Annotated in this window: 16 protein-coding genes; 6 read left to right on the top strand and 10 right to left on the bottom strand. The window is 42.5% G+C overall.

The window, feature by feature from the left end; all coding sequences use genetic code 11:
* Positions 1-81 precede the first annotated feature (81 nt).
* Positions 82-1,602, top strand: a complete 1,521-nt coding sequence (locus NST70_RS02320) for an IS5-like element ISBco3 family transposase (protein ID WP_043052461.1) — start codon at positions 82-84, stop codon at positions 1,600-1,602.
* A gap of 59 nt (positions 1,603-1,661) precedes the next feature.
* Here the strand turns inward: NST70_RS02320 and NST70_RS02315 are convergent, their stop codons facing one another.
* From NST70_RS02315 to NST70_RS02280, 8 genes are all read right to left on the bottom strand, one after another.
* A complete protein-coding gene (locus NST70_RS02315; RefSeq protein WP_061577541.1) occupies positions 1,662-2,351 on the bottom strand; it encodes a transaldolase family protein in 690 nt (229 codons plus the stop codon).
* A 35-nt stretch (positions 2,352-2,386) separates the two neighbouring features.
* Entirely contained in the window at positions 2,387-2,752 is a 366-nt protein-coding gene (locus NST70_RS02310; protein ID WP_061577540.1) for a PTS glucitol/sorbitol transporter subunit IIA, read from the bottom strand.
* A gap of 144 nt (positions 2,753-2,896) precedes the next feature.
* On the bottom strand, positions 2,897-3,919 hold the full coding sequence (locus tag NST70_RS02305; RefSeq protein WP_061577539.1) for a glucitol/sorbitol-specific PTS transporter subunit IIBC: 1,023 nt from the start codon (positions 3,917-3,919) through the stop codon (positions 2,897-2,899).
* Positions 3,920-3,938: 19 nt separating this feature from the next.
* Positions 3,939-4,487, bottom strand: coding sequence for a PTS glucitol/sorbitol transporter subunit IIC (locus NST70_RS02300; RefSeq protein WP_061577538.1), 549 nt, complete (start codon positions 4,485-4,487; stop codon positions 3,939-3,941).
* 19 nt (positions 4,488-4,506) lie between these two features.
* The gene (locus NST70_RS02295; RefSeq protein WP_061577537.1) at positions 4,507-4,956 is read right to left on the bottom strand and encodes a transcriptional regulator GutM; all 450 of its coding nucleotides are present in this window, start codon (positions 4,954-4,956) and stop codon (positions 4,507-4,509) included.
* Between the two features lie 26 nt (positions 4,957-4,982).
* On the bottom strand, positions 4,983-6,962 hold the full coding sequence (locus NST70_RS02290) for a BglG family transcription antiterminator (protein ID WP_235601146.1): 1,980 nt from the start codon (positions 6,960-6,962) through the stop codon (positions 4,983-4,985).
* Between the two features lie 36 nt (positions 6,963-6,998).
* Positions 6,999-7,799, bottom strand: coding sequence for an SDR family oxidoreductase (locus NST70_RS02285; protein ID WP_061577543.1), 801 nt, complete (start codon positions 7,797-7,799; stop codon positions 6,999-7,001).
* 946 nt (positions 7,800-8,745) lie between these two features.
* Positions 8,746-9,498, bottom strand: coding sequence for an HIRAN domain-containing protein (locus tag NST70_RS02280; RefSeq protein ID WP_061577535.1), 753 nt, complete (start codon positions 9,496-9,498; stop codon positions 8,746-8,748).
* 525 nt (positions 9,499-10,023) lie between these two features.
* On the opposite strand from NST70_RS02280, the gene NST70_RS02275 reads away from it, so the two are divergent.
* The gene (locus NST70_RS02275; protein ID WP_237340457.1) at positions 10,024-12,693 is read left to right on the top strand and encodes a glycoside hydrolase family 70 protein; all 2,670 of its coding nucleotides are present in this window, start codon (positions 10,024-10,026) and stop codon (positions 12,691-12,693) included.
* A 137-nt stretch (positions 12,694-12,830) separates the two neighbouring features.
* On the opposite strand, the gene NST70_RS02270 is transcribed toward NST70_RS02275, so the two are convergent.
* Entirely contained in the window at positions 12,831-13,514 is a 684-nt protein-coding gene (locus tag NST70_RS02270; protein ID WP_061577534.1) for an Rpn family recombination-promoting nuclease/putative transposase, read from the bottom strand.
* A gap of 309 nt (positions 13,515-13,823) precedes the next feature.
* Positions 13,824-14,537 (bottom strand): class I SAM-dependent methyltransferase, encoded by a 714-nt coding sequence (locus tag NST70_RS02265; RefSeq protein ID WP_342476180.1) that lies wholly within the window; start codon positions 14,535-14,537, stop codon positions 13,824-13,826.
* 126 nt (positions 14,538-14,663) lie between these two features.
* On the opposite strand from NST70_RS02265, the gene NST70_RS02260 reads away from it, so the two are divergent.
* The 4 genes from NST70_RS02260 (at position 14,664) to NST70_RS02245 (ending at position 17,022) form a co-directional block, all read left to right on the top strand.
* Positions 14,664-15,446 carry a DUF2268 domain-containing protein gene (locus tag NST70_RS02260; protein ID WP_328229124.1) on the top strand — a complete coding sequence of 261 codons (783 nt, stop codon included), beginning with the start codon at positions 14,664-14,666 and terminating at the stop codon, positions 15,444-15,446.
* 130 nt (positions 15,447-15,576) lie between these two features.
* Positions 15,577-15,834: a hypothetical protein gene (locus tag NST70_RS02255; RefSeq protein ID WP_017552073.1), complete on the top strand. Its 258-nt coding sequence runs from the start codon at positions 15,577-15,579 to the stop codon at positions 15,832-15,834.
* Positions 15,835-15,988: 154 nt separating this feature from the next.
* The gene (locus tag NST70_RS02250) at positions 15,989-16,132 is read left to right on the top strand and encodes a YjcZ family sporulation protein (protein ID WP_014096210.1); all 144 of its coding nucleotides are present in this window, start codon (positions 15,989-15,991) and stop codon (positions 16,130-16,132) included.
* Between the two features lie 761 nt (positions 16,133-16,893).
* Positions 16,894-17,022 carry a hypothetical protein gene (locus NST70_RS02245; RefSeq protein WP_017552072.1) on the top strand — a complete coding sequence of 43 codons (129 nt, stop codon included), beginning with the start codon at positions 16,894-16,896 and terminating at the stop codon, positions 17,020-17,022.
* Positions 17,023-17,123 lie beyond the last annotated feature (101 nt).

Below are 17,123 nucleotides of genomic sequence, written 5' to 3'. Positions count from 1 at the left end.
TTTTGGCCACTTTTGTCGAATATAAAGTGTAAGGATTTTATAGGAAACGTGTAAAAAACCTTGCACTTGGAGGCCGTTACGATGTACAAAAAGACTGAACATCAATTAACTTTTGTAGAAGATTTTTTTCTACCATTCGGTGGAAAATTAAATAAAGAAAATCGCTGGGTCCGTCTTGCTGAATTAATCCCTTGGTGGAAGGCTGAAGAAAAGTATGCCAAGTCCTTCAAGAAAAAGTTCAAAGGTGAAAAGGCTTATTCTGTCAGAGTTGCTCTTGGGGCTCTCTATATCAAAGAACGGCTTGGGCTATCTGACCGGGAAACAGTCGAACAGATCACGGAAAACCCGTATCTTCAGTATTTTATCGGGTTGCCTGAATTCCAGGAAAAAGCCCCATTCGATCATTCTCTGATGACTCGTTTTAGAAAACGTTTGGGTGCAAACATCATCAATGAACTGAATGAATGGATTGTTCTGGAAGAACAAGAACGCCAATCGGAAGAAGCATCTAAGGAAAATGACAACGATGATGATCACCATGATGATGACGATCATAGTAGTGGTGATCATCAACCTTCCGGTCCTGCTTCGGAAGAGAATTCAACTGGATCGGCTTCTCCTAAAACGAAGAACAAAGGAAAGCTCATTCTGGACGCAACCTGTGCACCGGCTGATATTGCTTACCCTACTGATCTGGGGCTTTTGAACGAAGCCCGTGAGAAACTGGAACATATCATTGATGTACTGCATGAACCGCACAAAGGAAAATTACCAAAGCCACGGACCTACAGAAAAAGAGCCCGCAGGGACTATCTTTCTGTCGCTAAGCAACGCAAAGCTGGAGCCCGGAAAATCCGGAAAGCTGTCGGCAAACAACTTGGATATGTGAAACGGAATCTGGAGATCATTGGAAATCTCATTTCCCAAAGCTCCCTGTCTCTTTTGAGCAAAGATGAATACCGACAACTCCTCGTGATTCATGAACTTTACCGCCAACAGGCAGAAATGTACAAAAAGAAAACACATCGGATTGACCACCGGATTGTGAGCATTTCCCAGCCGCATGTCCGTCCAATTGTGCGTGGCAAGGCAAAAGCGAACGTGGAATTCGGCTCAAAAGTCGCCATTAGCGTTGTAGATGGCTATGCCTTGATTGAGCAACTCGACTGGGAAAATTACAATGAAGGGATCACCCTTAGAGAATCTATTGAGAACTACTACAACCGGTTCGGATTTTATCCAGAAGCGATTTTAGCAGATAAAATCTACCGAAACCGTGACAACCTAGCATACTGTAAATCTCTTGGCATTCGTCTGAGTGGGCCAAGGTTGGGACGCCCATCCAAAACGGAAGACAAAACCTTAGAACGCGTGGCAAGGCAGGATGCCTCCGAACGTAATGCCGTTGAAAGCAAATTTGGCGAAGGCAAGCGCAAGTATGGGCTAGGCCTTATTCGAGCACGCCTTCAGGAGACCAGTGAAACAGTAGTAGCCCTTCAATTCCTTATAATGAATCTGGAGCGGAAGCTCAGGGTTCTTTTTTTGAAATTTTTGTACAACACTATTTTATATTTTAATAACCGTAATTTGGCTTGTATCTGACAGAATCTGATTCGTTCAGCAAGCCCTTTTTAGGACTCCAATTTTTCAAACCGGCCGGATTAAACTTCACCATAGTTCCCCAAAACCGAATGAGCAGACCCAAATTGCGCGGTCCATTGTGCTTTAAAATCTTTTATATCATTTACGGTTGCCGGGTATGATACCAGTTTATTAATAAAATCAGGAGATAAAGTCAGCGCTTCAGCTCCAGCAAGGCAGACATCCATTGCTTGCTGGATATTTTTAAAGCTGGCTGCCAATATTTCCGTTTTCAAATGATAGATAGAAAACAGCTTTGCAATTTCAGAAACGACTTTGACCCCATTTCCGTTTAGATTATCCATTCGGTTTACGTAAGGGGCAACATATTTTGCCCCCGCTTTAGCGGCCATTAATGCCTGAAAGGGTGCGTATATAGCCGTTCCGAGCACAGGGATTTTTTCTTGCGCAAGCATTTTCATCGCTTTGATTGCTTCTTCTGTAACCGGAATTTTCACAATGGTCTTGCCAGGCAGTTTACTGATGATGAACTGGGCTTCCTCTGCCATTTCATCAGCCGTTTCACCAAGCGTCTGGACAAAGAGTTCCCTATCTTCACCGATGATTTCTCTGATTTCCTTTAAAACTGCCAGATAAGGGCGCTTTTCCTTGACGAGAATGGACGGGTTCGTTGTAACGCCTGCAATGGGAAAATATTCAACCAGATGCGCAATTTGTTTGACATCTGCAGAATCAACGTATAGTCTCAACCATTTTCCCTCCCTTAATCATTTTTCCAACCTGTTTAAGCACTGACAATCTTGATTTCTGTTCCGCTATCCATCAGGGGGACCTCTTTATCTTCCAAATACAAGGTACCTGGCAATTCAGGCGTTGAAGCGCCATCAAAACGCAGTGTAATATGGCCTAATGCTGCTAGATTGCGTTGAACAAGATCTCCAACCGATGTGATTTTAAAAACTTTATTTCCTATATATAATGCTTGACCAGGTTGTATCTCTCCGGCCGGTTCCACTACATCAATCAAATAACAATAATCTTTCAGTTCTTGTGGCGCCTTTTCCCCGAATAAAATAATCATTTTCTCATTTAAAAAGTTTTCCGCCATTGGCCCTTTTGTTTTAATTGTATTTTCATAGATGGTTTTCATATAATACGGACAACGGTCTTACACCGCGTCTTTCAACCTCCTTTAAGTTTCTTTTTCTGTCTTGGTAATTTTCCAATTCTCTGCTAGTTGTGGCGCTGAAGCAGCAGGATGGATCTGTACCCTATTATGCTATGATATTCTATATTACTGATATAGCCCAAAACTTGCCAGCCATGCAACAAACACCCTTGGAACCCCGATCAGGAATCTTGAGTACAAAACCGAAGGCACCCCGACCTCCACTGTTTCAGCTTCCGCTTCCGCCAAGCCTAAACCAACCGGAATAAAATCGCAGGCATTTTGCGTGTTAATCGCAAATAATGCCGGCAGTGCCAGGTGAGGAGGAATATTGCCTTTGCCAATTTCCACCCCAATTAAAGTACCAATGATTTGCGCAATAACGGCTCCAGGCCCAAGCAATGGGGATAGGAATGGCAATGAACAAATAAAACCAATCAAAAGCAAACCCCAAATATTTCCTGCAAGCGGTGACATTACTTTTGCAAACAAATTACCAACGCCCGATCCTTCAATAATTCCAATCAATAGCGAGACAAATGCCATAAATGGGATAATTGTATTGATCATCGTTTGGACTGCATCACGGCCTGCCTGATAGAAGGTGTTGATCACCTTCCCGGCACCGAGGCCGATTTTTGTCATAATCCCTTGTTCTTTTTGTGCTGCCAGCGTTTGTGATATCTTTTTATCGGTACTATACTTAAATTTTCTTTCGGGTTCGGCCTCGGATGCTTTTTCTGCTGCAGCCGCCACATCTGCATGCTCGTCCACCTCGACGGGATGAATCTGGTCGACACCGACAGCTGATACATAAATATCTTCTGTAATATATTTTGCTAATGGGCCGCTTTTTCCAGTTGGCATAATATTAACGGTCGGAATCCGTTTTTGCGGGTAAATGCCGCATCGCAATGTACCACCGCAATCAATAATCGCCAGGGCGATCTCCTCTTCAGGGACGGATGTTTTAAATCCGTTTACAGCTTCAGCGCCGGTCAATTCAACAATTTTATCGACAATATCCGGTTTTGCCCCGCCACCTGTGATATAAAGGATCTTATTTCTTTTTTCAGTCGGTGTGATCGTTAACGGGCCGCCAAAACCGCCGCTTCCTCTCACTATTTTTACAGAACGATATTTAGCCATGGAGCATCCTCCTTTATCCTCAGTCTAAATTTATTTCAGATTTCAGTTTGATTTTTTGCTGCCGTTCTACAACTTTTGTCGTAAAGTCTGTGATCCACCCTGCGAAAAAGTTCATAACCAATCCGACGAGGAAATACCGGACTGCCAGATCGGCTGTATTAAGGCCAAGTTTCTGAATCCCTTGTGCAATCCCCATCCATATAAACAATTCACCTGGATTAATATGCGGGAACAAGCCATTGCTCGTATGGCAGAAATAGGCGCCCGAAGCATAGTAGCTCGGTTTGTATTTTTCCGGTAAGAACCGTCCCATTGACAAGGCCATCGGATTGCCCAACATAAAGGATGCCAAAAATGGAAGGACTAAATATCTTAACAGCGGGTTTTTGCTTGATGCCTTTGCCAAACGATTAATGCGGTGTTCCCCAATTAATCGGATTAATGTATTCATGGCAACGAGTAAAAGCAAAACGACCGGAACAATATTATTCATCCACGAAACAAAAGTTTTTGCACCTGTTTGGAACAAGGACATAAATCCTTGTGCCAAATGAACAAGAATATCCATTACCTTTCACCTCTTCATATTATTTTTTTAAGGTGGCTAAACGGTCCGCCTGATGCATCATGCGTTTCAACAGGCTCGGTTTATCCGGAATTTGGCCGCCGCTCATGATGATGTTGTAATTATTGACGGCGTCTAAAATAGCAAGCCGCAATAATTTGTTGCATTTCGCCATATCTGCTTCACTTATCGTTTTGATGTTTTTTCCTTCGAATCCCTGTAAGTCCCGTACCCTCGCCATTACGGTGACACCTTGGATTTTTTTCGCTTTTAAAATAGTGCCGTTATGGGACAATGCAAAAAGTACAATCGTTCCGGAGCGGATTTTACCAGGCCGTTTGCCGATAGCTACCTTTCCGAGTTTTCGCAGTTGTGTATACGCTTTCGAAAATTGCCTAATTTGGAAGTAGCCCAAGACAAACTGAAATAAAAAGGCACTTGCTATAAAAACCATGATAAAAATGATTTGCATTTCATCACTCCCCTTTTTGAAAATCCCTATTTCCCGGTCTGATTGAGAGATGCGATAAATTCTTCATAGTTCTTTGATCGGGATAGCCTGTCAATGAGCGTTTTATCCTTTGCCATCTGGATAATTTCATCATAAATTCTAACTAATAGACTAGGGTCGCTATGTGCTTGTTCCGGTAATCCAAGGAGAAAAACCAGTTTAATAACTTTGCCATCCTCTTTAATTGGATCTGGAAACACCCCGGCAGAAAGGACAATTTCGGAAGACTGGTAATGGATCGTATGTGGCAGGGCAATAGACTGGTCAAACACCATAGACCCTTTTTCACTTCTTTTCCTCAAACGCTCCATAAAACCCCGGTCCAGATGTCCCTTTGCAATCAGCTCATTTACCATGAAGTTTACATTTTTCCGGTAACTCTTCGTGCTGTCTAAAATGAAAAACTTATCACGATCTATCAGTGCTTTTATAATAAATGAGTCATTTCCGCCGTTTCTGATGTTGAACTTGTGCAAGAAGGTGACTTTTTCAATTTCCTGTTCAATTCTGTCTTCATCAAAAATCTCATTGATCCGGATCAAAGGCGGCTCTGTTTCAAAGTCAAGGTCCACTGTCGTAAAAACAATATCGTAATCTGTAAAGGTTTCTTTATCCACTTCATGTTCTGAAAACAGATCAATTTTTGTGCCCTGTTTTAGGATGCGCCGCAATTGCATGGCAACCAGTTCCGAAGTTCCTCTTCCTGTTCCGCATACAACGGCGACCCGCTGCAGGCGCTTTGTTTTCAATTCGTTTTTTGAATTTAGTACTTCAAAATAGATGGCAATATAGCCAAGTTCATTGGCAGGAACTTTCAGATGATATTCCTTTTCAATTACCTGACCTGCAATCTCAGCCATCTTATAGGCGACCGGATACTTCTCTTTCACATCAGACAGTAATGGATTTTCAAGGTGTAAATCAAACATCAAGCGATTTAACATCAGCGTTAAATGATACTCAAGATCCGTAAAGAAAGCTTGGTTTTCGCTAATGATGTTTTTATGAAACCCGATTTCCTCAACAATTAAATGTACCAGCTTTATCATATCTTCAGAGATGGAAATATCCATCATGATCTTACTGCTTATCGGAGTCCTTCTGCCGGCAATCGGGATGGTGATAAATAAAACTTCAAATGTAGGAATCTTAATAGATAAACCATCCTCAAGAATAGAAGCAATTTCTAATGCCAGCTGATATTCTTTTGTTTCCAAAAGTTTCATGTACTTTTCTTTCATCACCGTCAATGATCGGCCCTTTGTAAGCCGGTCTAGCATCACAATAATAAATTGCAATAACTTTTTTCTTGTACTTAATTCAAGTGCCTGCTTTTTGACTATTCCATTAATTTTTCTCTCCAGTTCTCCTTCTAAATGATCATGGCTATATAAGTAGTCATATAAATTGTCCAATATGAAAAAACGTAAATCTAATTCAGCGCCACTTAAATAAATGCCCTTATTCGGCTTTCCCCGAATAACCAGATTATAGGAACTTAGTGACATTTTGGCTTTTTTCATTTCAGATACAAGCGTTGTTCTTCCTATATTCATTTCAAAAGCCAGTTCATCCAGCGTGATGGCGCGATCGTGGTTCATTAACCTGCTAATAATAAAAGCCAATCGCGACTGCGGGGAATCTTCCGACGCTTTTTCGGTTTTTGAACATTCCCACAAACGCCGAAATGCTTCTTCATTCTCGATCACTAAGCGGTAGCCCTTACTTTTATCTTTAATAAGTTCCGCAATACCTTTCATTTCAAGTTTTAACTGTTTAATATCTTTACGAATGGTTCTTGTGCTCACTCCCAATCGTTGTGCGAATTCATCCAAAGTGCAATAATCTTTATGAAGCAGAATTTCAATCAGCGATAACAGCCGGGAATCCAAGACTCGACAAGATAACGGTAAAACCCCCTTTTTTAAAGTATGCAGATATATCCTCTGGGCTTTATGGTACAGCACTCACAAGGTTGGGGCTTTTATTTGCCTGTCTGTTAGTTATCCGCGTGATTTCCCGCCAGAAATGTTATAGGTCGTCCCCGTAATATAGCTGGCACGGTCCGAAGCAAGGAAACATACAAGATCGGCAACCTCACATAGTTTTCCTTCCCGCCCGATCGGAATCGATTTACTGTAGTCTGTTGCCAATCCTTCAACCGTCACGCCTCTTGTATAAGCTAATGCTTCGTTATAGGCATCCGTTCGCAATCCGGTTTTTTCCATAATTGCCGGGGCTACACCCACTACGCGAATATGAAACTTTCCAAGCTCCTTTCCCCATGACCGAGTGAAAGCAATCAACGCGCCTTTTGTTGCTGCATAACAACTTTGGCCTGCAGATCCTTCCTGGCCGGCTTCAGATGCCATATTGACAACAACACCTTTTCCTTGTTTTAACATTTCTTTTACAACAGCTTGCGCACACAGGAACGGTCCCTTTTGGTTTACATTCACCATGAGATCAAAGGCTTTTTCGTCCAGTTCGTACTCCGGCCGTTCTCCGGCTGTATCAACCAACAGCCTTGGCAGATTGATACCGGCATTATTGACAAGAACATCGATAGCGCCAAAACGTTCTACCGTCTTTCTCACCATTTCGTCAACGCTTTCTTTTTTGGTTACATCACATTTCACATAGTAAAAACCGTCTGCTTGCTCACCATCTTCAACTGCCAAATCTGAAACAACTACTTTTGCCCCGTTTTCCAGTAACGCTTTTGCGATACTTTGTCCAATACCTGATGCACCGCCCGTAACAATGGCAACTTTTCCTTCTAAATCTAGCCATGAACTTTTCATCGATCTCACCTCAAATTGTGATTTATTCTTTATTACGATCTCAATTATAAGAAAATCACTTCCTGTAATTAATGCGGCTTTTTTCACACGAATGTGAAAAATCCGGTACGATTCCGGCAAATTCCTTTATCTTTTCACTAAGCAAGCCGGAATACAGCTTAGACGATATGAAACATAACCGGACGTTTTGCAAGCAATGGGCACTGCGTGACAACAGAGTAAATGGGGGATTGGAAGAAGATTTTAATTAGGGGTTGCTGAATAAGCAAAAATTTCTAGATTCAGCAAAGGTGATAATAGCTTTTGCCGAAATGTAATGCAAAGATTTTATAACAAATGCGTGATTCAACGTATAGAGAAGGTAGAATCACGCATTTTCGCAGATACATTCTTCTATATATTGAGGTGAAGCTTGTTGACAAGTGGATTCGTTCAGCAATTCCTGATTATATTCAGCGTTTTTCACTTCCTAAAAAATTTTTGATACAACTGTGAATGGGGGCCAATCGAGGGGGGCAGCAGGACTTTGTGAACCGGAAGGGAATCCCTTATTTATTTTTTTAAGTTGCAGGTCGGCCTTTGTTTCGTTAGCCTGTACAAAACTCAATGCGGTCATGGTCGGATCAGATCCCTGAGGTTTGATAGCATAAAAATCTCGTCTTTTTTGATATGTAAGTGAGAAATCAAAAACCCCTGGAGCCAAATGGCACCAAGGGTTTTTGCAGATGGGCATCCTAAATTTCAGCTTCAAAAAACGATCGGGCATCCACATTCAAGTGGTGCTGTCACTTCACGGAATGCATTCAGTTGCAGAAGTTCATGCTATGGTGAATCAATAAGGCTAACGGCTAGACACACCGCCAAGAATACCCATCTTCCGGCTCAATCCAGAAACACCATTTCCTAGTAATGTATACGGGAAACGATTATACAGAGTAAGCTGTTTTTAAACAAGCACATGTACTGATTCAACATTTTCGCCATTTTTTACGAAAAAACCGTTCGCCAAACATCCGGTAACTGAAATACTTACCTTTGATTGCGGCCTTGCCATAGGGCTCACTTTTTCAATTCTTGCTTCATAAACGAAATGTTCTTCAATCATCTCATACATAAAGCCACTATAGAAAGCCGGAAAATATCCTAATTTATATTCCCCTTTTTCTGACAAAACGATTACAGCTTTTTCATCTTCCTTGTTTGAAGGCTCCAATTGAAAACGCACAGCCGCGCCTTCTTTCAACTGATTAATTACTTTTTCTCCGTCATAGTAGCGCCACCCCGCGATATAAAAGTCAAAATTAAACCGGTCTTCAAAAACACTAATCGGGGCAACAAATTCATACGGATCAGTAGCCAGCCGTCCACCAGTAGCCCGCAATAAATCCATTTCTGTATAATCCGGAGGCAGCCCATAATTTTTTAAAATCTTATCAAAATCCGGTCTCCTTTTATCCGGTAACCGCCGTTCAAATGGTCCAAATAAGCGATCAGAAACGTATGTCTTATTTAGATTACGAAATGACAGATGCGGTTTATATCCATTTTCCAAAGCCTCTTTTAAGGTTCTGCGCTTCCCGCTTAATTCATATGAAAAAATGTATTTTCCATTTTCATGAAATAAATTGCCAATATGATAACGCTGCCTTGTCTCCTGATTTTTCCAGATCAGCCATAAGACACATGGATTTTTTTGCATTCAAGCACCTCCTTTGTACCAGATCAAGAGCCATTCTTTACGATAGAGGAGTAATGGCGTTATGCCGCTATTTTTTCTTAAAAGGACAACTTGAACAAATCACCAGGCCAGTTTCTTGCTCCCCAGTTTTCTATGGAAATCCTTGTCTTTTGGCGTACTTGGGTCGATCCCTTTTAACTGCGGGACATACGCACAGATCAGTTGAACCGGGATGATGTATTCATAAGTTTTATAAAATGGGGGATTCACTTTATTGCTGAAGGGAGTGGAACCCTGTTGCCCATTCCCTCAAAAACATACTTTACATTCGACACAAACCTTCAAATTTCCTCCTTCATTTTTCAGGCCATCTCCGGATACAAAATCCCCCCTTCGAAGAGGTGTCCAGCGTTGCTCAAAGGTTTTTTCCTTAAATGAAAAAAACATTAGAATTTTATGTGAAACCCGCAAAAATGATATAGAATATTCCCCCATCATGTAGTAGTATTTTACTGTTACAACAACATTTTTAAAGGGGGGAATACGTTGGAAAAGAAATTTTTTAGCAGATTGTCAATATTGATGTTGTCTTTGTTACTGGTTGCCGGTTCGATCAGTTATTTTCCTAAATCTGCCAAGGCTTATACATCCGGCACATCGCTCGATAACCGCGTAATTTTTCAAAGCTTTAGCCTGTACATGCCATATGAAAGCAATATGTACAAAATTCTTTCAGCGAAAGGCAGCGAATTGAAAGATTGGGGCATTACGGATATATGGCTCCCTCCGGCTTACCGTTCTTTCAACATGGCGCGTTACATGGAAGGCTACGCCATTGCCGACCGTTATGACCTCGGTGAATTTAACCAGGGGCCGAATAACACCCGGCCGACCAAATACGGGACAAGCGATGAATTGAAAAGTATGGTTTCCGCGCTTCACGCAAGTGGTTTAAAAGTGCAAGAAGATCTTGTACCCAACCAGGTTCTCGGATTGGGCAAAAGGGAAGCGGTTTACGTCACACGCGTAGATCAAAACGGAAATTTGTTTAAAAATCCTTATACAACAGGACTTACAACGCAAATCAGGGCCGACCTGTACCTCGCTTATACAAAAGGTGGCGGCGAAGGACAGGCGAAATATGGCTACATTAAAGAATGGAATAAAAAGTATTTTAACGGCACCTCCGTACAAGGACAGGGTATGGATCGGGTGATGAAAGACAGCGAGGGCATTCCGTATCGATATTTTGGGCCAAACAACCCGAAAAACCATTTGCCAAGTTGGCTCAATGAAGCTGCAGCGGCAAATAAAATCAATACAGTTGATACTTATTTGTCAGTAGACGGCTGGTATGCTGCTAAAGACGCTTCGACTTCGGATAATTATTGGAAACCGATGTTAATGAACTATGACCCCGGCTATTTAAAGTACATGAAAAGCCATGGCTATTCAACTGTTGACGATATACTGAATGGCGACAACGGGGAAATCGCAAGTTTAACAGATGCCTATATTGCATCACAACCCGGTTACGGCTTTGGATCGGAAGAAAGATCGTTCAAAAATGATAATTCCGGATCAGATGACCAGGATCAGTTTCTATTTGTGAAAAAGAATGGGACAACCCTTCACAACCTTAACAACACAATTAGCGGGAAGAAACAGTTTCTGTTAGGAATGGACATAGACAACGGGAATCCAACTGTCCAAAAAGAACAGATCCACTGGATGAACTGGCTGCTCGATACGTATCAGTTTGACGGCTTCAGAATTGATGCTGCAAGCCATTATGATCAACAAGTGTTGCTGGATGAAGCCGACGTAATGAAACAGCATTTTGGCAATAATTTAAACGACCATTTAAGCTATATTGAGACTTATGAAAGTGCCGGGACAAATTTTGAAAACGCAAACGGGAATCCGCAGTTAATGATGGATTATGCCCTGTTCTATTCTTTGCAAAATGCTTTGGGCAAAAATTCGCCATCAAACAACCTTTCCACCATTGCTACAAACGCTGTTGTCAACAGGGCAGGTGCAGGCACGGCGAACGCAACGCCAAACTGGTCATTTGTTAATAATCATGACCAGGAAAAGAATCGAGTGAACAGTATCATGCTGGACCAGTATGGCATTAAGCCGGGGACGCATTATGGCACATCCACACCGAAGGCTTTCCAGGATCTGTATGATAAAAAGACAGAGGCAAAAGCTTTGGACATCTATGAAAAAGACATGGAAAGCACGGTAAAAAAATATGCGCCATCCAATGTGCCAAGCCAGTACGCATATGTTTTGACGAATAAAGATACCGTCCCGACTGTCTTTTACGGCGACTTATACAAAACGAATGCTTCTTACATGAGTGAACGTACGCCGTATTATGATACAATTGTGAAATTGCTGAAAGTGCGTAAAAACTATGCCTACGGGAACCAGCAAGTAACCAACTATAAGTCGAACACTTCCGGCACGGCGGGAAAAGATTTGATCTCAAGCGTCCGCTATGGAAATGACCGGAATACCGGCGTGGCAACCGTAATCGGAAATAACCCGAAAACCGATACGACTATTAAAGTGAATATGGGATCCCGGCATGCCAACCAGACATTTGAGGATGCAACCGGATTTCATAACGAAAAGCTGGTCACAGATAGCAAAGGCATTTTAACCGTTCATGTAAAAGGGACGCAAAATGCCCGGGTAAAAGGGTACCTTGGCGTCTGGATCCCAGCAAAAAAAGCGGCAACGCCAAAACAAGGCCCTGCACTTAAATACGGTAAGTATGTAACGGTAACAAACAAGCATTATGCCGTATATCAAGACTTCAACTGGAAGAAGAAGAATGTCAATGCAGTGAATAAAACGTATCTTGCCAAGGTCCAATACCATCACAGCAACGGATCAACTTACCTGTCCCTTTATGATGGCAAAGGAAAATGGGCCGGTTATATCAACGCCAAGGCAGCGAAAACCGGAAGTGGCAAGCAAGGGGCTGCCATACAATACGGCAAATCCGTCAAAGTAACCAGCAAGAACTACGCCGTATATCAAAACTTTAACTGGAAGAAGAAAAATATCCGAGCCATAAACAAAACATACTTGGCGAAATACATTTATTATCATATAAATGGGTTAAGCTACCTGTCCCTTTATGACAACAAAGGCAAATGGATAGGCTACATCAATGCCAAAGCGGTTAAGAGCAAATAAATTTCTTTAAACAAAAAGCGTTCCCAACAACCGGCAACGGGGTGGGTACGCTTTTTTGTTCACCGCAAACATCTTATAGTTGAGTTTGAAGAGATACTTTAAACCAGAAAGAAGGGCACCTTAAAGATTGGGTTCATTTAAAATTCGGGGGTTTCTTTGATCGCATCAAGTACTTCCTGCTCTTTCATCGCTAACTCCTCCAATTCCTGCAAAATATCCGTGTCTATCGTCTTTTTTCGGTAATCTGCAGCAGAAAGCATCATCAGCCATGGATATGAGGCTGGTGGTTTCGCTTTCATCCCTCGTCTATATTTTTTCCACTTTATCATGAACTTTGTCAAATCAAATGTGTGTAATTCCAGATGCGGGCTCCACATAAAAAACTCCAAATCCTCATAAACATGAAAGCGGTTATGGAATCGTTTGGTTTGGTGCGGGAAAAGCAGGTAATTTAAGATAGAAATCATGATTGTAGGAACAAGTTCTGTATAATTTTGTCCGGCCTCTAACGTGGAAGAGAAAAGTTTTGTCCAATAATAAAGCACTCGTTCCCGCATATTGTGCTGATTTTCCACCTGGATTTCAACATTTATTCTCTCATGGTTGGATGTGTAAACGAGGATATCAAGCAGACCTGTTTTGCCGTCCGAGTCAGATTTAATGAGTGCGGTGTTCTCATACTGGACATCGACAATTCTGTCCTGCCCTTTTCGGGTCAGCAAGTCATTCAAAAAGGCAAGGGTGATGTTTTTCCGGCTCGGGTGGCCGAAAAGCTGTTTGAACATAAAGTCCATTTTGAGGTCAAGGTATTCTTTTGTCATGAGGATCCTTCCTTTCGGGGTTGTTTTGCGAGGGTTTCATAGAGTAAATCTATTAATTTGATATTATTTGAAATCTTTTCTGATGTCAACCCCATTTTTTCCAATTCCAGCCGGCCCCCCATCCCCCATAAAATATTTCTCCTCAAACGGGCCATCTATGAATTTGAAATTGCCCATAAAAAGTGTACGGACCGAAAAATGAAGGAGCCGGTATGCACGCGTACTCCTCCGGCTCCTAAAAAGACAAACCTGCAAATATTCCAGTTTCCTTATTTTGTGTCGCAAAACTTGCCATTCCAGATCGGCACCCTAAACCGTTTTGCATCTGAAAATCCGGAAGCCGAGGATCTCTTTGGTTGACTCAAACATAATCATATGATGCTCAAGCATCTCAAAATACTGCACATCCACGCCCTCCGACAATGAAAAATCAGGGACATTTTGAACTCCAAATTGCAAATCATATTTTTCAGAATGGATGGATTGAAACCCTGCTTCTTGAAAAAGCTGCACCCACTGTTCCTCGGTTAAAATTCGGGATACTCCATAAAAGTCTTTGATGTGTGCTAATCTTTGGGGCGAAACAGGCTGCTCCAAAACCATTTCAATCGCAATTAAACATCCGCCGGGCTTCAGCACCCGCTGAAATTCCTGAACCGTTTTGGGCATATCGGTAAAAACGATCACCGACTCTGACAATACCAAATCAAATTGACTGTCTGCAAACGGGAGAGCCTCTGTATTCCCATGCACAATTTGTACCGGCAAACCTAATGTTCGGACTCTTTTCCTGGCTTTTTCCACCATCAATTGATGATGATCCAGCCCTGTCACTTGGCATCCGTACTGCTGCGCGACGTATGCAGCAGTTTGGCCGGTGCCGCAGCCCGCATCAAGCACTGTTGTTTTTTTTCCTATATGTTCAGTCGATAATATATCCTGTGTCAGCTTGAAACCGCCTGGATGCGCTCCGCCGACTCCCAGTTCTGCTAAACAATTCAGGTAAGTATATTCCCGATCCACTCTAACCCCTCCCTTGCCATTCAAACAGCTGGCTCGTTTATATACCGTATGTACCATTGCAGAAATCGGTAACCGTTATCGTTTAAAAACATACTTTGGTTAAGAAAAAGCAATGGAGGAAGGCATATGGGGGTTGTTGAAACGGACAAGTGGCTGCGCCAATTATATCACCAGCCTGTAGCGATTTGCGAAAAGTTTAAAGCGCATTTTAAAGGCGCAAGTGCTGCGGAAATTTATGACTACCTGGCTTATCATGGCATGTACCAGCCGGAAGATAACGGAGCCGGGATTGTCCGGCAATTGCAAAACCGGCATGTTTGGGAAATCGTAAAAAATGAATTTCTTTGCTGCAAAAAAGAATGGAATGGGCCGGATGTTCCGATCTATATTTTTCCGTCTGACTCCGCCAATTTACTGATTCAAAAAGAATTTAACGGAAAATCAGGATTAGCCTTTAAAGATCAATTATTTTTATTTGTTTCGGCCCGGAACAGCGAAACAGAAATCAGGTCATTATTTGTCCATGAGTATAACCATGTTTGCCGGCTTACAAAATACCCGAAAGAGGAGGCCGATTATGTTTTATTGGATACGATTATTTTAGAAGGGCTGGCAGAAAATGCAGTTAGGGAAAAATTCGGGCGTAAATACGTTTCATCCTGGGCCTTTTCTTATTCCAATGACGAAATGGAAAAGATATGGAGACAATACGTGTACCCGCATAGAAACCTTAAAAAAACAAAACAGCAACATCAAGAGATTTTGTACGGTTCACGTGTCTATCCGAAAATGTCCGGTTATTGCGTCGGATACTACCTCGTCAAGCAATATCTTGAAAAAACCAGCCTCTCCGTAAAAGATGTGCTCAAAACCGATGCAAAGGTTTTGGCACAAATCGATTCCATGTAATTTTCATCCCTGCACCCGGGTTTCAAAATCCCGCACGATAATTCCACAAAAAGTCTGATCGTTTTGTCCACCGTATCCGCCGGCAAAAATCATATACTGTACCATTCCTAAAGGATTGGAGGATATTTTTATGTCATATCGTCACTTCCATGCACTATGCCATCGATACAGGGGCAGAGCGGTCCAAATCCGGACGGTTGATGGACGGATCCATAGAGGCATTATTCATCATGTGAGCGGAAACAGAGTGTTCCTTCGGCCGCTTGGAAGCCCCCGCAATCTTGGCGGATTTGGCTACGGAGGCTGGGGTTGGGGATGGGGATTTGGCTGGGGCATTGCCATCGGTTCAATCGCTGCTTTGGCTTTAATTCCTTTCTTCTTCTGGTAAGAAGTTTTTGCAGCATTTTTAGAAGCAGATAGGACTGGCGCAGCCCGGCCGGTGATAATCGGGTTCAGCCATGTACGGATTTACAGAAAGCGCCCTTCCCTTATGGAGAATTTCACATAGTATGTTATGGCTATTTCGAAAGGAGGTTAAAAAGATGTCTGATGGCGGCGTTTACAGTGGCGGTTTCGCTTTAGTCGTCGTATTGTTTATCCTGTTGATCATCATCGGTGCCTCATATGTCGGCGGTTACGGCGGCGGTTATGGCGGATATGGGGGCTACGGCGGGTGTTTTTGGTAAGCCATGCAATGAAGTAAGGGTCTCCGGCATTTAAAGTCCGTTTTCCATGCCCCCCTCACATGCTCGAAAGTTGCACGGAAAAAGGGAATGCTGCCTTATACAGCTTTATCATGAGAGCCGGAACAAAACCGGGGGTACGCATTGTGCTCCCGGTTTTGTTTTTAGGGTTTTCTTATCATTAAAATGCCCATTAAATGATTGGGTGGACAAGCCGGCCGTTTTTGCAATCCCCGCTGTCCCTGTTTCCATTAATACCGATTCATCAACGATTCAGCTATCTAATCACGAAGCCGGCATCCGCTGGACATCCAAATCAAATTGCGATAACGCCATGCTTAGCATGATCAGGAGTTAAGGATCGCTTTTTCGCCTCCGCACCAATCTATAAATCTTGCGGCAAAATTCGGTCTGTCCCCCCCTACCGAAACTTTCAAGCGAAATTAAGAAAAATTTAAAAGAAGCCCTCTAGACTAAGTTTCTGTAATAAACCCCAAAGGCACAGGATGGATTTCCTGGAAGGTCTGAATCCACAAGTAAAAAGATTGTGAAGTTGTTACAAAAAGGTGCTTCAACATACACTTGGGTCGCTGCAACGGTAAGTGCGCATCTCCGGCGACTTATCAGCTTGCAACAGATCAACCCGTGATGGACATCGGCGGTTTTACAGGAAGTGACCCGGCCCCGACCCTTTCCGCGTTTAAAAAATATGTCCGGCAAGGGAAGATCCACTACTTTATAATGGAAGAGGCTCCTTTGGCAATATGAAACAAATGGGCAAAACCTTGCAAGATGGCAAAAATATAGAAAACAATCCCCAAATGGCGCCATGGGCAGAGGTTCCAATTGATGGCGTTACCCTTTATGATTTAACGCAACCAAAATCGAAGTAAGCTCTATCGTGAAGACTGTCAAAAAAGGGTTGCTGCAAGGTGCAAAACGGTGAACGCTACCATTCATAGTGTTCACCGTCTTTTAGTGAATTGGCTGGCCA

It is taken from the genome of Weizmannia sp. FSL K6-0777 (assembly GCF_038593185.1).
Taxonomy (GTDB): domain Bacteria; phylum Bacillota; class Bacilli; order Bacillales; family Bacillaceae_C; genus Weizmannia; species Weizmannia faecalis.
This window is presented reverse-complemented; position numbering and strand designations above follow the sequence as displayed.

What these genes read in the sequence shown, in the direction of transcription:
- NST70_RS02245 (WP_017552072.1), top strand. Translation starts at nt 16,894, where the DNA reads ATGAAACAAATGGGCAAAACCTTGCAAGATGGCAAAAATATAGAAAAC.
- NST70_RS02305 (WP_061577539.1), bottom strand. Translation starts at nt 3,919, where the DNA reads ATGGCTAAATATCGTTCTGTAAAAATAGTGAGAGGAAGCGGCGGTTTT.
- NST70_RS02300 (WP_061577538.1), bottom strand. Translation starts at nt 4,487, where the DNA reads ATGGATATTCTTGTTCATTTGGCACAAGGATTTATGTCCTTGTTCCAA.
- NST70_RS02250 (WP_014096210.1), top strand. Translation starts at nt 15,989, where the DNA reads ATGTCTGATGGCGGCGTTTACAGTGGCGGTTTCGCTTTAGTCGTCGTA.
- NST70_RS02260 (WP_328229124.1), top strand. Translation starts at nt 14,664, where the DNA reads ATGGGGGTTGTTGAAACGGACAAGTGGCTGCGCCAATTATATCACCAG.
- NST70_RS02285 (WP_061577543.1), bottom strand. Translation starts at nt 7,799, where the DNA reads ATGAAAAGTTCATGGCTAGATTTAGAAGGAAAAGTTGCCATTGTTACG.
- NST70_RS02280 (WP_061577535.1), bottom strand. Translation starts at nt 9,498, where the DNA reads ATGCAAAAAAATCCATGTGTCTTATGGCTGATCTGGAAAAATCAGGAG.
- NST70_RS02295 (WP_061577537.1), bottom strand. Translation starts at nt 4,956, where the DNA reads ATGCAAATCATTTTTATCATGGTTTTTATAGCAAGTGCCTTTTTATTT.
- NST70_RS02270 (WP_061577534.1), bottom strand. Translation starts at nt 13,514, where the DNA reads ATGACAAAAGAATACCTTGACCTCAAAATGGACTTTATGTTCAAACAG.
- NST70_RS02320 (WP_043052461.1), top strand. Translation starts at nt 82, where the DNA reads ATGTACAAAAAGACTGAACATCAATTAACTTTTGTAGAAGATTTTTTT.
- NST70_RS02310 (WP_061577540.1), bottom strand. Translation starts at nt 2,752, where the DNA reads ATGAAAACCATCTATGAAAATACAATTAAAACAAAAGGGCCAATGGCG.
- NST70_RS02255 (WP_017552073.1), top strand. Translation starts at nt 15,577, where the DNA reads ATGTCATATCGTCACTTCCATGCACTATGCCATCGATACAGGGGCAGA.